The following is a 21289-nucleotide window of genomic DNA, read 5'->3' as shown; positions in this document are numbered from 1 at the left end:
AGTTAGGATATGGGCATAATCCGGGGAGTCTTCATTGATTGCTAAGGCTTGGGTATAATATTTCAAGGCATTGATATGGTCGTCCCTATTGCTGTAGACCTCCCCGATGCCCATTAAATAGGAATACTTAATTTGAAGTTCATTTAAAATGGGAAGATAATGCTCAACCTGTTTAAAATAATTCAATGCCTGATCATAATCGAGCATTTGACTATATAAGCCTCCAATATTTAAAAGAGCAGATGAAATCCTAACGGGGTCTCCCAACTTTTCTGAATAACTGAGAGACTTCAGATAGTAATCTAAGGCTTTGGCGTGACTGCCTTGAGTGAAGTATATCACCCCCAGATTACTAGCCAAATTGGCAATCCCCAAGGTGTCCTGGATGCCTTCGAAAGTCTGCAGTGATTGGGTCCAATTCTCCAACACTTCTTTATATTTCTGTTGGTAGAATTCCGCTAAACCTTTATTTTTAAGGGCATAAGCCTTACCTTTTTTAAACCCCAATTCATTAGCAAGGGTAATGGCCTGATCGGCATAGACCTTTGTTTGTTCCAATTCATCCAATTGGATGTATTCCAGACTTAAAGCGTTCAGGGCAGCGACCCTTGCGGTGTCTTGCTGCCCTGTTTGCAAAATGTTCTTTAAACTATCAATTGAATTGTTTTGGGCCAATGTTGGGTTCCAATGGAGTAGCAGTAAAATAAATATCAGCGAACCCCATGTAGACCAAAACCCGTTTTTCATAAATCATTCTTTAAAAACTGTGTACACCTCCGATAAACCGCTGGTAGTAATTCGCACAAAATAATACGTATTGCCGGGTAGCGTGGACATATCTATTTCAATTGGTAGGGGGGTTTCCTGATCTATGGAAAATACTTTGCTCGTATTCCCGGTCATATCCAGCACTTCAATTGTACCTGCGGTTAATACTTCGGGTTGAAGATACAAAATATCCCGGAACGGATTAGGAAATACTATGCCTTCATTATTGGGCGCCGCTCTGGATGCAAAAGCACCACCAAATAGGACTTCAGTAGTTTGCGGATTGGTAAAATTATCCAGACAGCTAAACTGAATGCCATATTGCCTTGACGGCACACTGACATTCCCGCTTTCGTTTCTTTTGGCACCCACCCTATAGATCAGGGAGGAAACGTTCTCATAAACTACCTCCATATTAACCCTCGGTGCACCGTTGAACGCATCGGTATATGAATCATTGTACCCGTTGATTCTTAATAATCCCTGGTCCGGGTTTTCAATTACTTGTATTTGAGTTGCACCATCTATAGTGTATTCCAATGGTAAGCTTACATCCACGTATTCCTGGAAGTTAGTCTGTCCATCGACATCGAGCACGCCGGCGATCAATTTCTCCACTGCTGTGACCGGGGTGTTGGTTCCTGTATTGACCAACTCAATCCTGAATTCGAGATAAGGTTCCGGAACAGCCGTTGTGATAGCAAACGATGCCAGGGGTCTGAATTGTTTCCGATCGTCTGAACCAGCAGGGAAATTGTTTTGGTCAACCGTGAAAGACTGCACATTTACCTGGGTTTGTACAGTGACCAGGGCGTCTAAATTAAGTGCCACATTGCTAAAACGGTATCCGCCATTCTCTACAGTGAAATTACTGAAATCCAGAACCGTGGCATCGCCGCATTGCGTCACTTCTACTGTGCCCGCGCCACTGCATGTCTCTCCATCCTGAACAAAATAATTAGTGAGTTCATCATCTTTAATCTTAATGGTATAGGTACCTTCTCCCAACAAAAGGCCTTCTTCAGTAACTTCCAGCAATTCCTTGTTATCTAACTCCACCAGATACGTAATTATGCCACCAGGGAAAACATTTTCCTGAGTATCAAAATACGCTTCCTCGTCAAACACATAACCGGTAATTTGCGAATTGATATCTTCCGGAAAGAGCCGTTCTCCATCCCTTAACTCCACATCATCAATGCAAGCGTTTAAAATTGCTTTGGTAATTTCCAAACTATTATTTTCTTCTTCTTCCCCTTCATCTTCATAGAAAATCCTATAGTTCTGCAATTCCTCAACCACTCCATTATCGATCCTTATGTTGTAAAAGCCTACATTTAAATGCCCGCCCAGAGGAATTTCGTTCTCACCCTCTTGTGAAACAAAAACATAAGGAATGGCTCCATCGAATATATCACCCTGCACATCTTCATAGGCAAAACCTTGTAATACCTGTCCTTCACCTTCAAATTTCCAGATATCATCTTCCTGAATCGGGATACCATATACCTCTGAAAACGAATCTGCATTAAAAATCAATTCCTTTTTATTCACTTCAATAATTAACAGATTATCATAAAGAATTTCATAGTTGCTTTCCGGCATTGAAATCCTTGCTACATATCTTGCAACGGGCAATTCCAAATAATCTTCATCATTTAGATCATTTAGGAAATAGCGGGCCTCTGATTCCGTGCCTTCTAAATCTTCATCCACCAAATAATAGGGTATTGTACCTTCAGGAAAAACGTTCGCCTCTTCCCCTTCTTCCAATCCATCGATGATTATATAGGTGTCCAAAAAGGTGTCCCAATCTAGGGTTGAAATGGTCTGGCCGTATACTATTTCATAAGGACCACCATCATTCTCAAAATAAACACTTCTAACGGTCAAAACCTTATTGTTTACCTCCAGAATACCGTAGTCTTCCCCGTCCTCCGGAAGGTTGTAATTCTGAGTATCTTTGATCTTTATGAAATAACGACCCGCAGGCAGAATTAACCCTTCCTCATCGCCATCAGGTATAAAATATTTCTCGGATGTAGCGATATCCTCAAAATAATAAGGTATGATTATGGGACAGGTTTCGCCTTCTGAAAGCTCCTCCGCAACACAATCAGGGTCGGCGAAAACGGTTTCGACCGTATCGTCATATTCAAAACCTTCGAACACCAGTGATGGCGGACAAACTTCGCAGCCTTCTATTGGTAAGGGAGATATAAGTGAATTGATGTATTCCGTCGTAATTCCTATGCCATAATCGATTGCTAAATCGGGTGTTTGCACAAACAAGGTTGCAGGAGCAACGTTAATAGTAGCTGAAGTATAAATTTTATTGAAGTTATTGGAAATAGGTGCAATAAAGGCCCCTGGGAATATCAATGAGGGTTCTTCCCCTACGGTAACATCAAGGCTTGTCAACAGGTTGGTTGCATAGACCTTATTTAGGGTTCTGTTCGGATCCTCTTCGGTAGCTCCATCTTCAAAATCGACTACAGTAAATATTGAATTATAGGCAGCAAAATCATTTTGATTCAGTAAACCTGTACCATTAACCACTCCTCGAAACTTGTTGCTTAATGGGTCGAATAATTCCATTTGGTTGTTGAGCAGAAGTTCTCCATTCACAACTCCTCTAAATTTGTTTACAACCCCTCTAAATTTATTGCTTATAGGATCTAGTTCCTGATTCAGGTAATTTTCAAAATCTTGCACTTCCAAATCAATCACATTCATGCCGTTTACGACGCCTCTGAATTTATTTTGGATAATCCTTTCGCTACTCATCCAGCTGCCATTATTCAGTAGGTTCAGTATTTCCTGCTCGTTCACTACGCCTCTAAATTTGTTGATCAGGATCAAGGTGTTTTCTTCAAAGAAATCTTGATTGTGTGCAGTGCTTATTTTTTGCAGAAAATCGTCATTGTCTTCAATTCCATCAGTGTTGTAATCATAGTTCAGAATAACGTTCACAGGATCTCCATATGTTATCGAAACGGGTTCAGGACTAATGGTCAAATCTTTTTTACCAACAGTTAACAGACCGTTGATAAAGTTGATCTGATAAGCCTCCTCTTGTTCTTCCGTAAGTACCACCTCACCAAAACTTGGAAATATGGCATAATTGTTCACATCCGGGTAAGGCGCAATAGCCGGGCTCGTGAAAACAATTTCAGGAAGTCCGGTATCTTCGTAAGTCATATCCTCGGGCAGACCCTCCACACTGTATGTGAATTCATAAGCTTGCCCAAACTCAATATCAATATCAGCCGCAATAATGTTCACTGCGATCTTGCCATCGGGCAAAAGATTTATACCGTTAGATTTACCGGCCCCCGGCAGCTCACTATTGGTTAGCACGGTCAGTTCCGGATTTCCCGTAAAAGGTAAGATGGTAGCCGTGATCTGGGTATCGGTGATATCCCCGACAATTTCCAATTCCTCATCCCCCAAAAAAACAGAGGCATTTGCAGAAATGTATTTTCCTGAAATGGCGACATCAAAGGTATCCACACCGGGTGTTGGAGGTTCTCCTTCTTCCCCTTCCTCAATTATATTAAAGCCCGTGATAACCGCCGTTTGTGCTGCTATTTGCTGTAATGCCGCTTCGGCATTGATCAAACCACTGCCCGCTGTTTCAGGCGAACCGGCTGGAATTGCCGAAGTTTTGAAAAGTTCTATCAGCTGATCGGCGACCAAATTGGTGGTAACGCCAACCTCAACAGGCAAACTACCTTCGGGATACCAGAAAGGAAGTGCAGATTTCACCAAAGCGTAGGCCGCTGCAACATGCGGGGCAGCTGCAGAAGTACCAAAAAAGTTTGGTAAGACATCCTGATTTTCCGGATCGCTATCTTCTGTAAGAGGATCAAAAATGTCCTGACCCACAGAGAGTACTGTGGTATTGCCGCCATCCGGGGCAGCGATATCCACCATTATCATCTGATTGTTTGTAAGGGTCCCGGCAAAGGAAGAAAATGCCTGCGCAACCGGCGAAGATGCGTTCCTGTAATCAACCGCCCCAATGGTAATTGCCTCCGGGGTCATGGCATGTCCACTTACAGTAGGCGCCCCTCCATTGTATTCCGTGAATTGCAGACCGTTTGTGCCTGCATCTGAAGTGGTCCTGAATGCGATGTATCTTATAGGAACCGGACCCGGATCAGTTGGGCTGGTGATCAAAATATTGGCAGTACCGGTTCCGGTGGCCTGAAAGACCAAAACTTCAGCGGCATCCCCATCAAGATTGATCCTGTTGTTCCCCACGATAAAATTACCATCATCGTCTACCAGAAAAATATCGAGATCGGTTGTTGCTCCCTGACTATTATCCTGGGAAGCCAAAGGCTCAGCCCATTGCAATACAATCATATAGGTCCCGGGCACTACCGAGATTCCTTGAAAAATATCTTCTGACTCACCACTGCCTCCAAATACATGGGCTTTGGCAGTGTCCAGGGCCTCGATGTTAGTTACCGGGGAGTTCGTGGAAGCCGTAAACACGCCTTGATAGCCCCGATTCGCAAAATTTCCGGCTGAGGTAAAATAGGCATGGCCATCACTGCCAACACCACTGGTAAATTCCCGAATGGCTTCAGAAATTTGCCCTTCCCCGAAAAAGGGTTCGAAAGGGTAAGTGACATCATCAACAATCACGTCACATCCTGCAATAGCCAAATCTTCAATGGCCAAAACAAAGTCCCTGGGAGAAAGCACACCTGTACTAAATGCTAATTCCGCACCGGGAGCAACATCGTGTATTAGCTGCAGCATGGCACGGCCCTCATCTGAGGCGACGCCGTAGGGATAGTCTTTAAGCACGTCAACAGGCAAGGGAAAATCAGGATTACCAATTCCGGCAGTTCCCGGAAGATCTCTATTTCCCACATTTGCAGTGGCTCGGGATTGACCTTCGCTGGAAGGTTGCTTGTCATAACTATCGGAGATCACCCCGATTTTAACACCCTCGCCAGTAATGAAGTTAAGGGGTGTACCGTCTTCATTGCGTTCAAGGACATAAGATTCCCTGACCTGATCAGTAAACATGGCACCATCACCTTGTGAAGTTGTTATACCAACCTGACTGACAGGAGTATATAAAGGTCTGATAAAATTAATGTCATCAGGATAATCGTTTAACTCCAGGAGCCTGCTGATAGGGAAAAACACATCAAATGTGGCTAAGTCCCCATCGATGACTCTTTGAGGATCAACAACGAAATCAGACGACAAGGGATCATTTGAAAAGTATTGCCTGCCAAAAATATTTTCTAAAAGAGTTCTTACCTGGGTCTCCCTGCCCATTTTAGGAACAATTTCCAGGAGTACTTCTTCTTCGTTATTTATTTGATAAACGATATCAGAGGGTTCATCACCTGCATTATCTTCTGCCAGGGCTGTAAGTTCAAGACCCAAAGGTGTATCAGACTTTCCGCCTTGTTGCCCGTAAACAGGAATAATCACCGGAGGTTCCGGACACATGGCCGAATTGCTATCGGCTTTTGATTTTTTGATTTTGCCGCCTGGATTTTTAAGGGTCCACTGTACAAATTCCATGTCGTAAAAATCAACAAAAAAGGCGTTCTCCACTTCTCCCGGTTGGAAACGATTAAGCGCAAAAGTGGTTGTCTTCTTTTTGCCTCCTTGGCCATTTTTCTTGATGACCAATTTGCTTAAGCCTCTTGCAACAATGATCTCCTTGTTATTGGGGTTGTTGTAACTAAAGTTTACACGGTACATGCCATTGCCCATATCCTGAATACAGGAACTGATGGTGATATCCTTATTTTGATTCTTCTTGCCATTTCTCCCCTTTTTCTTTTGGGCATAGCCTATTGAAGAGATAGAACAAATCATAAGCACCATGATAATTTGCCGTAAATAACCAGAAAAAGAAGTCCGGAAAGAACCAGAGGTTGGTTGTTGAACTTTGGAATGTATTTTTAATAATGATAAAAGTTTCCCTTCACCAGATAGGTAATTAGTTTTCATTTAGTGCTCGGTTTGGTTATTCAATATAAATTGAAAATGTATTTTATAATGTTCATCTAATTCTGAAACCTATAGAGTCTATAATAGACCTTTGAAGGTTTAATGCACTTCAAAGAACCTATTTTTAAGCCAAAAAAATCACCAAAAAACAAAAGGGGGGAGTATTTACCTTTAAGGTAAATCAGATTAATATTCTTATTAAATGCAATAGTATAGACTGCCATAAAATACAGACAATATTAGTATCACAATTTCAGGCAAAATCCGGGGAGGACTATTGTTAGCCAAGATATTAATAAAATCAGATGATCTCACTTAATTCTTTTAAGAAGGGGATAAAATGCAGTATTTTTAGGATTATCTGCATAATTATGATTCATATCTGGTGATAAGCAAAAAATGGCTGGTGAATATTATGTTATTTGCATTTTTATACACTTATAAAAATCTTCGGATTTTCAGGAACCACACCCTGGCCGTTGGAATCATGCATCCACTTCCATTTAACCGTAAGGCAAAGGTATTATTAGGCAGACTATGGCCAAGATTACTCCCACATGAAATTATAAGTATCCCCTCCAGCTGAAAATTTTTCCAACGATAAAAGCAGCCATACAGTACATTCAGGGGATGGTAAAAAGGGACAGGGTTTCAGATTTACCCCGAAGCGCTATCTTTCCCAGGGAAGTGAGGTGTAATTTATCCTTTGGCAAATAGCCGATAAGGTTTTCAGAAATAAGTAAAGGTACCCCTAGCTCATTGCATTTACTTTGTATACGTGCCGTTGTGTTGAGCACATCACCAGAATAGACGATGTCTCTTTTTATGACTCCAACCTCCCCAACAGTGGCTCTCCCTACATGAAGACCTGCCTTAAAATAGGGGATGGCTCCATATTTTCGTTCATAAACCTGCTCCGATTCTTTTAGCAGCTTCTGTATATCCTGAAAACATTTAACACAATTCAAATCTTTTATACCATCCTCTATGTTCCAACTTATCACAATTTCATCCCCTACATACTGATAAACTTCCGCTTTGGTCGCCAATAATACAGGAGTAATGTCTTTAAATATTTGCTGTAAAAAGCGAAAATATTTTAGTTCTCCTAATTTTTCGGCAATCTGCGTAGAACTCTTTAAATCGAGAAACATAAAGATTCGCTCTTCACTTTTTGGTTCGAAGTATCTACCCGAGAGGAATTTCCTAAATACTCCCGGGCCGTATTTGTCATTTATGAAAAGGGTTATCAAAGTACCGATGAGAACCAAAAGCCAAAAGGGAAACATTCTAATAAATTCATGGGAAAAAAAATAGTTTTTTAGCCCGGTAGCATAGGCATCAGAGAATGATTTCTTTCCATCCCACATGGAGTCGATCACAAAATAGTTTTGAAGGAATGTCATCAAAAAGAAAAGGACTACATAGATTAACATGCCATATAAAAGGCCGCGGGAATAGGACCGGTTTCTGATCCAACTTTGGAGAAAAAAGACAACGATCAATCCACCGATAAATCCATTGAGCACAAATGCCAAGGAATTGATTAAGAAATAGGTCATAAAATTACCCGATGTACTCCATCGGTATTCAAATCCGTATTCGTTTAAGATTGATACTTCATACAATAACTGAATCATAGATATAAAGGTCCATGACAAAGTGATCCAAAGAACGGTTCTGAATTTTCTCTTTTGGTTGTATGAAAGTTTCATTCCGGCCTAAGTGTAATTGAAATTCGAATAGTCCATAGCAATAATCAATTGGTATATTAAGCCCTTTACAAAAAAGGGAAATTCTTTACCTGGATTTAAACTGCTTTAAAAATTCCTTCTTAAACAATAATTTTTCCATAAGCTCTAAGTATTTAAATATAAACAAAAAAATAGCGAGGTGATGTCCTCGCTATTTTCTAAACCACTTTCTATGGGCTTTTCCTTTATATCAAAATAGTTCTGCAGGCACTTATTTTAGTTTGAATTAATAACTTTACCCGAGCCTGAAATTTTGACTTCTACAGCTGGTGATCCTTTGTAAAAAACATCTCCACTGCCTTCAATAGCTACATTTAAGGTAGTTGTGGAGTTAACTTCACAATCCCCGCTACCAATTATTTTCGCATTACAATTTGACACTATAAATTGAAACCCTTCAAACTTTCCGGATCCTTCATTCTCAAGTGTCAAACTTTCAGCACTTCCTTCAATACTGATATTTCCGGTTCCGGAATTGTATACATTGAAGTTCCCGCTTTCGTCAACATTTGATATCATAATGTTACCTACACCAGTATTTTTAATTCCATTGATTCTTTCAGTAGTAATATTGGCTTTTAAATTTATATTTTTATAATTACGGTCATCTAAATACAGTCTAAGTTCATTATCCACTACTTCGGTTTGTACCCGGTGGATTAAATTGTCATCGGCAGTAATCTCAACAGATTGAAAATCACCTTGAGTAATAGTAACTTCGAAAACACCCTCACTACTGACTTTAGTGAATTCAGCAACATTTCTAAATTCTGAAATTGGTGTTCCAGAACCTACAATAGCATCTTTAGTACATGCTGTTATACTAAATAGTAAAATACTGATTGAAATAATAATAATACGCTTCATAATACTTTTGTTTTTTGATTGATTATGTAAAAGTACTTTAAAGGGTACGCCAAAACCATTGATCTAAATCAAGATTTCTTTGCTCGTAATCTGGAAAGGGTTTCTGGGGCTATATCTAAATAAGACGCAATGATATGATGTGGGATTCTGTTAAATAATCCCATGTTTGCATCAAAGAACTCTTTATACCTTGCTTCTGCACTTTGAGTAAGTAAGGCTATCTCTTTTTTATGCTTTTCCAAAATAAAATTCATTAGTAGTTTATTCCTTAAGTCGGCTAATTTTGGTTCGTCAACAAACAATTGTTCAATTTCATCAGAATTCCAATAAAAAAGTTCAGCCTTGGTCAAACACTGGCAATAGATATAGCTTGGTTCATTCTTAAAATAACTCACTATGGAACTATAAAAAAAGTCATTCTCTTTAGAAAGCCTAATTGTTTTTTCATTACCCTCCTGTGTAACTAAATAGTGCCGGACAACCCCCTGCTTAACAAAAAAAACTTTTCTGGACACCTGGCCTTCCTCAATCAGAAAGTCCTTTTTTTTGAAGTGCGTTAAAGTTCCTTTGCTTAATAAGAGGTCAAGTGCTTCTTGCATAAATAAATTTACGAAAATCCCGCTTTACAACAAATGATAAAATCATTCAACACCTATGTTGCTGAGCGCTTTCCATCCTTTCCTAAAACAAAAGACTGTAATTACTGAAATCAGAAGTAAGTCAAATTAATATTCTTCTTAAATGTAATAGTTTGACCTGCGATAGAAATTTATACAAAATAAACAATGCAAATAAAGGCAAAATCCGGGGAGGATTGAATTAGTTCAAGAGATTAATAAAATCCGATTATAATTACTAATTCTGTTCAGAAGGGGATGTAATGTCTTGTTTTTAGGGTAAATGACATTGTAATAAAACATTTTTGGCATAATGCAAAAAAATGGGTTTGAAAATTATGTTCTTTGCATTATTGCGACAATTAAAATTCTTACAGGCCTGCTTTAAATCACAAAAAAGGAGAAAAATAAAAAAACATGTTGAAGCTGTTAATTGCAAGTGACAAACATCTTCGCATTTTAAAATTACCATAGTCAATCCCGGATAGGGAACCAACTTTTAGAAAGTTATGAATTTTAGGAACACTTTTAAATGCTTTATACCTGTTATTAAAGGCTGCTATGTGAAGAAGTTAGGAATATTGAGATAATGATCAGTAATTAGTAATATTATATCTTTGAAAAGATTTGGAAAGAGCTCGATGAGGAAATTAATAATCCCCCTTTTACTGCAGTTTTGGTGCCTTCTCGGTAGCAGCCAGGTTTTTTTTGAGGAAAGCTTAACTGAATTGGTAAATGAAGAAGTGATTTACGGATCAATACCTTCTTTTCATGGACCGGGAATCTCTTTTATGGATTTTGATAATGACGGCTGGGACGATATTACTCTACCGGCCTCTGCGGACCAGGATTTTCAATTTCTACGGAATACCGGGGGGCAGTTTGAAATCATTGAACTACCCATTAGTAGCGAAGGAATATATACCCGCCAGGTTTTATGGGTGGATTTCGATAATGACGGTGACAATGATTTTTTCGCTACCAGTGAACAGGGCAGATGTTGGTTTTACAGGAATGATGGGGGTAATAATTTCACGGATATCCTCGCTTCTTCAGGAATCGCTACTCAAGTCTCCCAATACTGGGGAGTTTCCTGGGGAGATTATGATAATGATGGTGACCTTGATGTATTTCTCTCTGTAAGAGATCCAGAAAGGATAAATTATAATCTTCTTTACCGCAATGAAAGTGATGGCACGTTTACAGATGTTACGCTATCTGCTGGCCTGGCATCAATAGGTTATCTTACCCAAAGTGCGGCATTTATTGATTATGATAGAGATGGATTTCAGGACCTTTTTTTGGCTAATGACAAAGACGAATTACCTAATATCTTATATAGAAACAGAGGCAACGGAACCTTTCAGGATGTAAGTACTGCCTCTGGCATGGATCTCTTTATGGATGCCATGTCAACCACGGTAGAAGATTATAACAATGATGGATGGCTGGATATTTACGTCACCAACATTTACCCGCCAGCTTTATCTGGCAGCGTGCTGGGAAATGCATTTTTATTAAACAATGGAGATGGTACTTTTAGCAATATAGCACAGAACAATGGTACTCGTTATGATGGCTATGGTTGGGGCGCTGTCTTTTTAGATAGTGAGAATGATGGTGACCTCGATTTATTTGTGAGTAGCCAGCTAGATGGTTCTGATGGCAGGCCCCCATCTGCATATTATGAAAACAATGGCAACGGTAATTATACAATACCTTCCAATACAGGTTTTTTGAATAATACCAGAACTAGTCATGGAAATGCCATTGGAGATATACAGAACGATGGCTTACCTGATATTGCGGTGGTGAATATTGAGAATCAGCCTATAGACTTATGGGTAAACCAGACAGTGACACAAAATAACTGGCTAAAAATAAAACTTCAGGGTACTCAGAGCAACCGAATGGGTATTGGATCTTATATTGAAATAGGATTAGGAGAACAGGTATATTATAGATATACCATGTGCGGTGAAGGCTTTATCAGCCAGAACAGCCTTTCAGAATTTTTTGGCATAGGAGCGGCGACTGAGGTAGATTATGTAGAGGTTACCTGGCTAAGCGGCTTAAAAGATCGTTTTGAAAATGTAGCGTCCAACCAATTAATCACGCTAGTGGAAGGGTCCAGTCCAGTTGAAAACAATGGAAACCCAAATGGTGGGGGAAATGGCGGTGGAACTCTTAATCCGGATTGGTCCATTGCACGCCATTGGAATGAGGTATTATTAGATGGCATACGCCTGGATTTCGCCCGGCCTACAGTTCATGCCCGTAATCTTTTTCATAGTTCACTGGCCATGTATGATGCCTGGGCCTTGTTTGACGATACTGCTGAAACCGTATTCCTTGGAAAGACCTTCAACGACTTTTACTGTGGCTTTGAGGGAATACTACCCCCCGGGGACATAGAAGCTGCCAGGCATGAAGTATTAAGCTATGCTTTATATCGCCTGCTTTCACATAGATTCTCTGATTCTCCCAGAGCGGTCTATGCATTGCAAAAATTTAACGCATTGTTTACAGAATTAGGTTATGATCCCACCTTTAAAGAGATAGATTACTCGTCCGGGTCTTATGCAGCCTTAGGGAATTACCTGGCATCAAAACTGATAGAATTTGGCTATCAGGATGGAGCTAATGAAGAAAATGGATATGAAAATCAAGACTACAATCCGGTAAACAGTCCTCTTTCTTTGGAAAATTATGTCGATGTTGTTGAATTAAACGACCCTGACAGATGGCAACCCCTTGCCTTTGAAAGTTTTATAGATCAGAGTGGAAATTTAATTGAAGGGGCCGTCCCTGAATTTTTAAGCCCGGAATGGGGGAAAGTTACTCCGTTTGCACTCAAATCTTCAGATTTGGAGATTTTAAACAATGGTTTTGATAGTTATATCTACAATAATCCGGGAGTTCCTCCGGGAATCAGTAATTCCTCTGAAAATGGCTTTACCGATCCTTACAAATGGCATTTTGCATTGGTCGCGTCCTGGTCTTCCCATTTGGACCCTAACGACCCCACTTTAATAGATATTTCACCAGGAGCTCTGGGCAATGTGGATATTGCCTTGTACCCTGAAACATTTGAGGAATATCAGTCTTTTTATGACTTTATGGAAGGAGGTGATATTGGTACGGGGCATGATTTAAATCCCACAACACAAGCACCTTATGTACCGCAGCTGGTTAAAAGAGCCGATTACGCCAGGGTACTTGCAGAATTTTGGGCAGATGGCCCGGATTCAGAAACTCCTCCCGGACATTGGTTCACGATTTTAAATTATGTAAGCGATCATCCGGAAACAGTAAAACAGTTTGGGGGCGAAGGATCAGTGGTTAGTGATTTAGAGTGGGATGTAAAGTCTTATTTAGCACTTGGAGGCGCAATGCACGATGCTGCTGTAAACGCTTGGGGAATTAAAGGTTATTATGATTATATCCGGCCAATTTCAGCTATTCGCTACATGGCTTCTAATGGTCAAAGCACTAATGCCTCACAGCCAGGTTATCATCCACAAGGCTTGCCCCTTATTCCCGGGAGAATTGAATTGATTGAAAGTGGCGATCCCCTGGCGGGAGTTGGAGATGTTAACGTGGGAAAAATTAAAATATACGCATGGAAAGGGCCAGATTTCATTAATAACGCGTCTACAGATATCGCAGGAGTTGACTGGATCCTGGGAACGCGCTGGTGGCCTTATCAGCGCCCTACATTCGTAACACCACCTTTTGCAGGTTACCTTTCCGGGCATTCCACTTTTTCGCGTGCCGCCGCAGAGGTACTTACCCTGCTTACGGGTGATCCCTATTTTCCGGGAGGCCTGGGAATCTTTGATATTGAACAGAATAATTTTTTAGTTTTTGAAAATGGCCCCAGTGAAAACTTAACCTTGCAATGGGCTACTTATAGAGATGCCTCGGACCAGACCAGTCTATCGCGTATTTGGGGAGGTATTCACCCTCCTATAGATGACATTCCGGGGCGCAAAATTGGCGATAAAATTGGTAAGGAATCATTTGGTTTGGCTCAGGAATATTTTGAGGGCCTGGTTAATTTGAAACCGGATAATTTTCTTGTTAAGACTATTGGCGAAAGTTGCCTGGATCTAAATGATGGGGCGATTTCTATTGATGCTAAAGAGTATTACAATTATGTCGCTCTGATTAATGGTCAGGAATACTTTTTTAACCGGGAAATTATAATTGAAAATCTTGCACCTGGGATGTATACCATGTGTTTAAGAGTTGAAAATGAGCCTACATTTGAACAGTGTTATGACTTAAACATCCCGGAAGTACAACCATTAGATGTTACGGCAAAGACAGAATTTCAGGGATTATCCTCTAAAACCTATTTCGACATTGATACAGGTACCCCGCCTTTTGTGTTGACTGTGAATAATGAGGTAAAAGGGACATTTGAAAATAAACAATTTAGTATCCCTGTGAATAATGGCGATCTCGTAAGTTTAAAATCCAGTCTTCCCTGTGAAGGTGAATATTTGGAATTAATATCTTTTACGGACAAAATAATAGCATATCCCAACCCAACATCTAAATATCTAAATCTACCGGGGATTTCAGATAAAAGTTTTATTGAAGTATATACTATTGCAGGACAATTGGTTAAACAATTTAAGGGTAAAAACCCTCTGGACCTGTCTTTCCTAAGCAATGGAGTTTATTTTATTAAAATTAGGGATGGAGAATCCACTTCCCAGTTTAAAGTAATTGTTTCCAATTAATCCAAATAGTTAAGCATTCCCAAACAAAAAATTCTATTACTTGCGTAATGGACTTTCTGCTTTAAGTGATCGCGACAGGATTATTAAAAAATGATCCTGAAAACCCTCCCGGCTGCAATTAAGAAACCAGATAGCTATCGCTATCGTGTTTTGCATTTCCAGACCGTTCTGAAAGCCAATCGCTTTCATCCTATCCGGAAACACAAAACCACGCTTCGCGCGTGGTTTCTTGAATGATGTGATCGCGACAGGATTCGAACCTGTGACCGTCTGCTTAGAAGGCAGATGCTCTATCCAGCTGAGCTACGCGACCTTGTTGCCGGGCAAAGCGCCTCTCCGCCGTAACCATCAAAGACTTGGCAAGGGTGGAGGTGGAGGAAGCTATGCTACCCTACAAAACACATAATTATTTTGCGGGGCAAATATACTAATGTATTGTTTAGAATAAAACTTATTGCCAGCAATATTTAACGAATACAAAAAGGCATAATAGCTGTTTATCTATAAACCTATTGCAAAAAGATCTGCGAAAAATATATTATGAACGACAAAACTAATTGCTCAATCCCGGCATTTATAAGCAAAAGTAACTGGAATAGGAGATTGCCTTTTAATTGAGGTCGGAATTAGAGCATATTTGGATTGCAATCTATAATGCTTTGTACCATAGAAATCTCCAGATTTTGGTTTTTTGTTATAGAAATAAATTACATTTATCTCCTGGATTTAGAACTTTTATTTTTACACAATTCCGTTCTCTTTCTAAAGCATGAGAATTGATTTTTATGCGTGTTTTCAGAAATATCTGATTTTACATAATGCAAGATAAAATTATTAAGTACCGCTCTTTCATTGTGATAACGGCTATCGTTATTACACTACTTTCCTTACTGCTTATTCCGAGGCTACAAGTAAATTCTAATGTAGATGATTATGTCCCCGATACCATAAAAAACAAAGTTTACCTAAAGGAACTGGACAGTATTTTTGGAGGAAGTGAGATGATCTTGCTAATGCTGCATTCGGAAGATGTTGTTAATGAAGCTACCTTAATAAGACTTGAATCACTTGCAACCGAATTAAGTGAACTGGAAGGTTTAGATCGTATAATTTCTCCTTTTAGTGCACAGGAAATTTCTATTGACGACGGATTAATGTCAATGACCCCATTCTTTGAGGAAATTCCGGATAATCAGGACGGTTTTGAATTATTAAAACAAAGAATTACCGCCAACAGCATGACCAACCGCTTCTTTTCAGAAGATTTTACCCTTGTTTCTTTGGTGCTCATAAAAAACACCAAAACTCCCGATATAATTATAGATGAAATTAAGGGAATAGCAGCAAATCATCCGGGACCGGAAGAAGTCCTATTGGGGGGGTTACCCTTTATCCGATATTCTATTGAGGGAAATATATTAAATGACCTGATCGTGCTATTACCAATTGCTATGTTCCTCATGGTATTTATGTTATACTTTTCATTTCGCGAATGGAAAGGGGTGTTTATGCCTTTTCTGATCGTGCTTATGAGCATTATTCTCTCTTTTGGATTGATGGCTTTCTTAGGATGGAAGATTTCGCTTTTCAGTATTTTAATGCCCATCATGATCATCGCAATTGCCAATGATTATGGGATTCACCTGATAGCACATTATCAGGAGTTGGCACGCAGCGATATATCGCTTTCAATGAAACAAATTTGTAAGCAAATTTACAATGACCTTAAAAAACCGATTTTTATCACAGGTATAACCACTATTGGTGGAATACTGGGGCTGCTAAGCCATACCATGATGCCTGCCGCGGAATTAGGTGTACTTACTGCTATTGGAATCGGGTTTGCTTTACTATTGAGTCTTTGGTTCCTGCCAGCAATGCTCTCATTTTTTAGACCAAAACGCAGGGATACAGGAACGGAACAGAAAAAGGCACCCATCCTGGATAGATGGCTGCGTAATATGGGGAATTGGGTGACCTTACATCCAAAAAAAATTATTACAATTTCAGTGATTGCATCGGTGATCGGGGTGGTTGGGATATTTTTTCTAAAAGTTGACACGAATGTTGAAAGTTATTTTTCTGCAAAGTCCGAAGTAGGCCGTTCTACAAAATTGATCAACGAAAAATTTGGGGGCTCACAGTTTATCTCCGTTCTTTTTTCAGGTGATGTGCTCTCTCCTGAGGTGATGAAAAGGATGGAGGGCTACGAAAAGGAAATAATAAAAGACCCGGCTGTTGGCCTCGTAAGTTCTCCGGTTTCGCTGGTAAAAGAGTTGAGCAAAGGATTTTATGAGCAAGAGGAGGAGGGGTATGATGAAATTCCGGCAACATCAGATGAGATATACCAGTTAATCGAGATTTTTTCACTGGGTGGGAATGAAGATGATATTTCTCAATTTCTGGATTATAACTATGAAAATGCAAGGATATTAATTAGTCTTAAGGACGGGAGTAATAGTGCTAATAAAAGAGTGCTTGAAAAGATTAATAGCCTTACAAAAGATGATCCCAATGTTCAATTTGCTGCCGGGGCCGGACTTACAGAAATTGAACTGGCAGATATGGTCGTTTGGGGCCAGATTAAATCGTTACTATTTGCCCTGGCCGTGGTTTTTATCATTTTGAGTTTTGTGTTTCATTCCCCCAGGGCAGGATTGCTCTCCACTTTACCCATTACCATTGCTATTGTGGTACTTTTTGGATTAATGGGGATATTTGGAATAGCTTTAGACATTGCTACCGCCTTATTATCTTCAATAATGATTGGAGTAGGGGTGGACTATACCATTCACTTTTTATGGCGCTTTAAGACAGAACGATCTAAAGGTCATGATCATAAAAAAGCCGTGGGCATAACACTTAAAACATCGGGCAGGGGAATTATCATTAATGCGCTTTCTGTTATAGTGGGCTTTATGCCACTTATTTTATCCAATTTTACTCCTTTAAAGTTTTTTGGTGCCTTGATTGTTATCTCCATAACCACTTGTCTGATTAGTTCACTTTTTTTGGTTCCCGCTATCGTAATTTTAACAAAACCCAGATTTCTGAAATAATATTTGCATTACTTAAATGAGTATCACGATTGGTAAATAATAACCTCATTATCATGTTTGGATTACTACTATTATACAACTTTTGTGTAATGCCTGTGTTTTAAATTGAGAGTATCTTTATTGAATAATTAATAGGTTCATACCATAGCTGTATGCTGATATCGGGATATACTACTTTTCTAAATAATAATGGGAAGAGTACTAATTTTCTTTAAAAAATTGGTAATATTGCTCTCTATGTTAAAGCTTAAACTATCAGTATGTTTCTTAGCATTTTGTTTGCCCATTCTGGGTCAGAATAATGCTGCTGAAATTTTTGGAAAAGCGGCAGATCAGCTTTTGACTGAAAATTTAGAACTATCGTTGGAGATAAAGGAAATAGCAAGTAATGGGAAGTCGAAAGACAAGAAATACGATGTTCTTATTGGCAAATCTGAAGGGGTAGAAAGGACAAAAACCGTAGTTCAATATCCTGATAAGTTAAAAGGAATAACGATTGTTATAACAGATTATCCCGAAGAAACGGGTTTAATTGAAATATTTACACCGGCAAATGGAAAAATCAGAAAGATGAAGGCAACCTCCAAAAATATGGAGTTGGTTAATTCTGGCGTGTCTATTTCTAATTATACGTCTAAGGATCGCTCCCAATTGAGTTTCGATTTCAAAGGAACTGAAGAATTTGAGGGCAAATCCTGTTATAAATTGCAGGTGATTGATATTTTGGACCTTGAAAATGGCCAAACAGAGTATTTAATAGAAAAAAATACATATCGAATATTAAAAATTACAGCCTTCAATGAAGACGGAACAGAAAAAAGTATTACAACCTATTCCGATTTTCAGGCAATCGGGCAATTAAAAGGAAAAATACAACCCATGTTTATGGTAAATAAGGACCTTAAAAAAGCCAAGCACAATGAAATTAAAGTTTTGAAAATTAATGCCAGGCCCGATTTAAAGGAAGAAAATTTTAGTATTGAACCAGTTATCAACTAAATAGAAATAGGCTTAGGCCACGAGAAACAACGTATCATGTCAATAAAGAAATCTATTTTAAAACCGGAGGAGATGGCCGCGCTTTTAAAGCTGAAATTTGGGGGTAAGAAAATCATTGGTCAACATAAAAATGGCAATAAAATAAAGGATAGCAACCTTGCCTATTGCTATAATAAACTAGATAAAGTATCAAGATCATTTGCCGCGGTTATTCGCCAATTGCCGGATGAGGTAAGGGACGTTGTTTGTCTTTTTTATCTAATCTTAAGAGCGCTTGACTCCATAGAGGATGACATGGATTTGAATCAGGATGCTAAAATTAATCTGCTTCGTGAGTTTTATGCAAAAAACTTTGAACAGGGGTGGAAACTTTCCAATGTAGGAGATAAAGAAGAATATCTGGATCTGCTCGCCAATTATGATAAGGTAATAGAGGCATTTTTAGTACTGGATGTAAAATACCAAAACATTATAACGGATATCTGCCAAAAAATGGGTGCAGGAATGGCAGATTTTGCAGAGACTGAGATTACCACTTTGGAAGACTACAATCTTTACTGCCATTATGTTGCGGGATTGGTTGGAATTGGGTTATCAGAACTTTTTGCAGCTTCAGAAATAGAGAGCAAAGAATTGGAATCTCAGAAAATGCTATCAAATTCTATGGGCCTCTTTTTACAGAAAACGAATATTATCAGGGATTATAAAGAAGATCTGGACGAAAATAGAATCTTTTGGCCAGAAGAGGTATGGTCCATATACAGTCCGAAAATTGAAAGTTTTTCATTAAACCCTGGTAAATTAGAATCTGTCTCATGTCTTAATCATATGGTAAATGATGCGCTTTCTCATGCCACAGACTGCCTTAATTATTTAAAAATATTAAGAAACGAACGTGTATTCAGGTTCTGTGCAATACCACAGGTAATGGCTATAGCAACACTAGCTGAAGTTTATAACAATCAGAATGTTTTTACAGAAAATGTAAAAATCAGAAAGGGACTTGCAGCAAAACTTATTCTTAGTTCCGGTTCTCTTGAAGAAGTGGTTAAAATTTACAAAAAAATGGCATCTGTGATTGCCAAAAAAATTGCACATGGAACTCCGAATGCTGAAGAGACGTCAGAATTAATAGAGAAAATCAATATCTTTTGTGAGTTGGCTTTGGCTGAAGGCTATAAATCACATGAAATTGCTTAAAGTGATACTAAATTTCATCATTGAAATTTAAGCTGAATTTCTAAAATCAGACTTTTTGGATTTAATTTTAAATCTGATATACTGTCCAAGTATAAATAAGAAATCCTTTAGAGGTATCATTTTATAAGTTTCTTTAAAAGGGATCACGCCATTTAATTTAAGATTTGCTCTTTTGATCCAGTCAAGAGTCATTTCATTTCGCATCCAGTATTTACTGTCTTCACCCATCGCATTTAACCACTTAACGCCCCCATCCCATTTACCCGGGCTTCGAATAAAATAGAGGGAAAAAGCTCCAATTATTTTCTGAAAATTAATCGTTTCCGGGTCCTTTAGAGCATAGGCTACTCTTTGCAACGACTTTTCATCCAGAGATTTTGTTTTCATAACTTCCCGAATACCATCTGAGAATGCCCGGTGTTTCATTAATATTTCATTGAAACCCATTCCGCAACCATCTGGGTTGAGCATTCCGGAAGATCCAAAAAAGATAACCTTGTCCAGTGCATATTTCTTCAATGTTCCGGAAACAATAGTCCCTTCCAGTATACTAATTTGTTTTGCGTTTGGCTGGAATTCATTTATGAATCTTTCAAATTTCTCCTTGAGTTCCTTCGGGTTACCAAAAGTGTTTTTCTGTCCTTTGAACGCATATATATTGGTTTCATTTTCATTATGAGGGTGAATACCGATATAGGTATTCTCCTCATCATTCAGAGGCAGATATTCCAGCTGCAATGGGTTGTCAAGAACTACATTACTCATTTTGGCTCCATAAATTACCCATGCATCTTTCCTTTTTACAAGCTTATTCTTTTGCAGGATAGAAGAATTTATTCCCATGGAATCAATTAGCAGACTGGCTCTATAGTTACCCAAATTAGTTTCAACTACAATTTCATTGTCAAGGTGATAATACGCTATAAAGGCTTCGTGTTTAACCACTGCTCCATTGGATTTGGCCCGTTCCATCCAAATCTCCAGGACTTTTTGCTGATCAAACACCACGCACTCGTCTTTCATAAAATGTTCGACCGTTGGGGCAGTAAACTTTATGTATTTTGTGCGAACAGCAATAGCATCTTCTAATTCATATTTAACAGCCCTGTCCTCGTAGCTATACCAGGTAGTTTGCGTGGTACCGGGTTTTTTCTTTTCCAGGATAAGGATTTTGAAGTCTTTACTTAATTCTGCCGCCGCAGACATGCCCGCAGGCCCACCGCCAGCTATGATAATATCATAAAAATCCATTAAAGTATTTAACGGTTTAATGCTACCGCAAA

At 39.0% G+C, this 21289-nt stretch carries 10 protein-coding genes and 1 tRNA gene; 4 read left to right on the top strand and 7 right to left on the bottom strand.

The features are described 5' to 3' along the window. From WBM60_RS13215 to WBM60_RS13195, 5 genes are all read right to left on the bottom strand, one after another. The coding region (locus WBM60_RS13215) for a tetratricopeptide repeat protein (protein WP_424283181.1) at window positions 1–747 on the bottom strand (747 nt) is incomplete at its 3' end. 3 nt (window positions 748–750) lie between these two features. After that, window positions 751–6759 (bottom strand): S8 family peptidase, encoded by a 6009-nt coding sequence (locus WBM60_RS13210; protein ID WP_424277097.1) that lies wholly within the window; start codon window positions 6757–6759, stop codon window positions 751–753. A 623-nt stretch (window positions 6760–7382) separates the two neighbouring features. After that, a complete protein-coding gene (locus WBM60_RS13205; RefSeq protein WP_424259893.1) occupies window positions 7383–8474 on the bottom strand; it encodes an adenylate/guanylate cyclase domain-containing protein in 1092 nt (363 codons plus the stop codon). A gap of 255 nt (window positions 8475–8729) precedes the next feature. Further along, the gene (locus WBM60_RS13200; protein WP_424259894.1) at window positions 8730–9380 is read right to left on the bottom strand and encodes a head GIN domain-containing protein; all 651 of its coding nucleotides are present in this window, start codon (window positions 9378–9380) and stop codon (window positions 8730–8732) included. A gap of 68 nt (window positions 9381–9448) precedes the next feature. Further along, the gene (locus WBM60_RS13195) at window positions 9449–9979 is read right to left on the bottom strand and encodes a Crp/Fnr family transcriptional regulator (protein ID WP_424277095.1); all 531 of its coding nucleotides are present in this window, start codon (window positions 9977–9979) and stop codon (window positions 9449–9451) included. A gap of 659 nt (window positions 9980–10638) precedes the next feature. Between WBM60_RS13195 and WBM60_RS13190 the strand changes: the two genes are divergently transcribed. Continuing rightward, window positions 10639–14748: an FG-GAP-like repeat-containing protein gene (locus WBM60_RS13190; RefSeq protein WP_424283180.1), complete on the top strand. Its 4110-nt coding sequence runs from the start codon at window positions 10639–10641 to the stop codon at window positions 14746–14748. 239 nt (window positions 14749–14987) lie between these two features. On the opposite strand, the gene WBM60_RS13185 is transcribed toward WBM60_RS13190, so the two are convergent. Further along, window positions 14988–15061: transfer RNA gene (locus WBM60_RS13185), tRNA-Arg, on the bottom strand. Between the two features lie 505 nt (window positions 15062–15566). Here WBM60_RS13185 and WBM60_RS13180 point away from each other — a divergent pair. The 3 genes from WBM60_RS13180 to WBM60_RS13170 all read left to right on the top strand — a co-directional run bounded on the left by WBM60_RS13180 (window position 15567) and on the right by WBM60_RS13170 (window position 20006). Beyond that, window positions 15567–17807: an efflux RND transporter permease subunit gene (locus WBM60_RS13180; protein ID WP_424279891.1), complete on the top strand. Its 2241-nt coding sequence runs from the start codon at window positions 15567–15569 to the stop codon at window positions 17805–17807. Window positions 17808–17996: 189 nt separating this feature from the next. After that, on the top strand, window positions 17997–18806 hold the full coding sequence (locus WBM60_RS13175; protein ID WP_424259898.1) for an outer membrane lipoprotein-sorting protein: 810 nt from the start codon (window positions 17997–17999) through the stop codon (window positions 18804–18806). A gap of 36 nt (window positions 18807–18842) precedes the next feature. After that, window positions 18843–20006: a squalene synthase gene (locus WBM60_RS13170; RefSeq protein WP_424277091.1), complete on the top strand. Its 1164-nt coding sequence runs from the start codon at window positions 18843–18845 to the stop codon at window positions 20004–20006. A 27-nt stretch (window positions 20007–20033) separates the two neighbouring features. Here the strand turns inward: WBM60_RS13170 and WBM60_RS13165 are convergent. Further along, on the bottom strand, window positions 20034–21289 hold a 1256-nt coding region (locus WBM60_RS13165), incomplete at its 5' end, for an FAD-dependent oxidoreductase (RefSeq protein WP_424283179.1).

Origin of the sequence: Eudoraea sp. (assembly GCF_049669105.1) — a bacterium.
GTDB lineage: Bacteria > Bacteroidota > Bacteroidia > Flavobacteriales > Flavobacteriaceae > Eudoraea.
The sequence above is the reverse complement of the archived record's forward strand: the minus strand, read 5'-3'. Positions and strand labels throughout refer to the sequence as shown.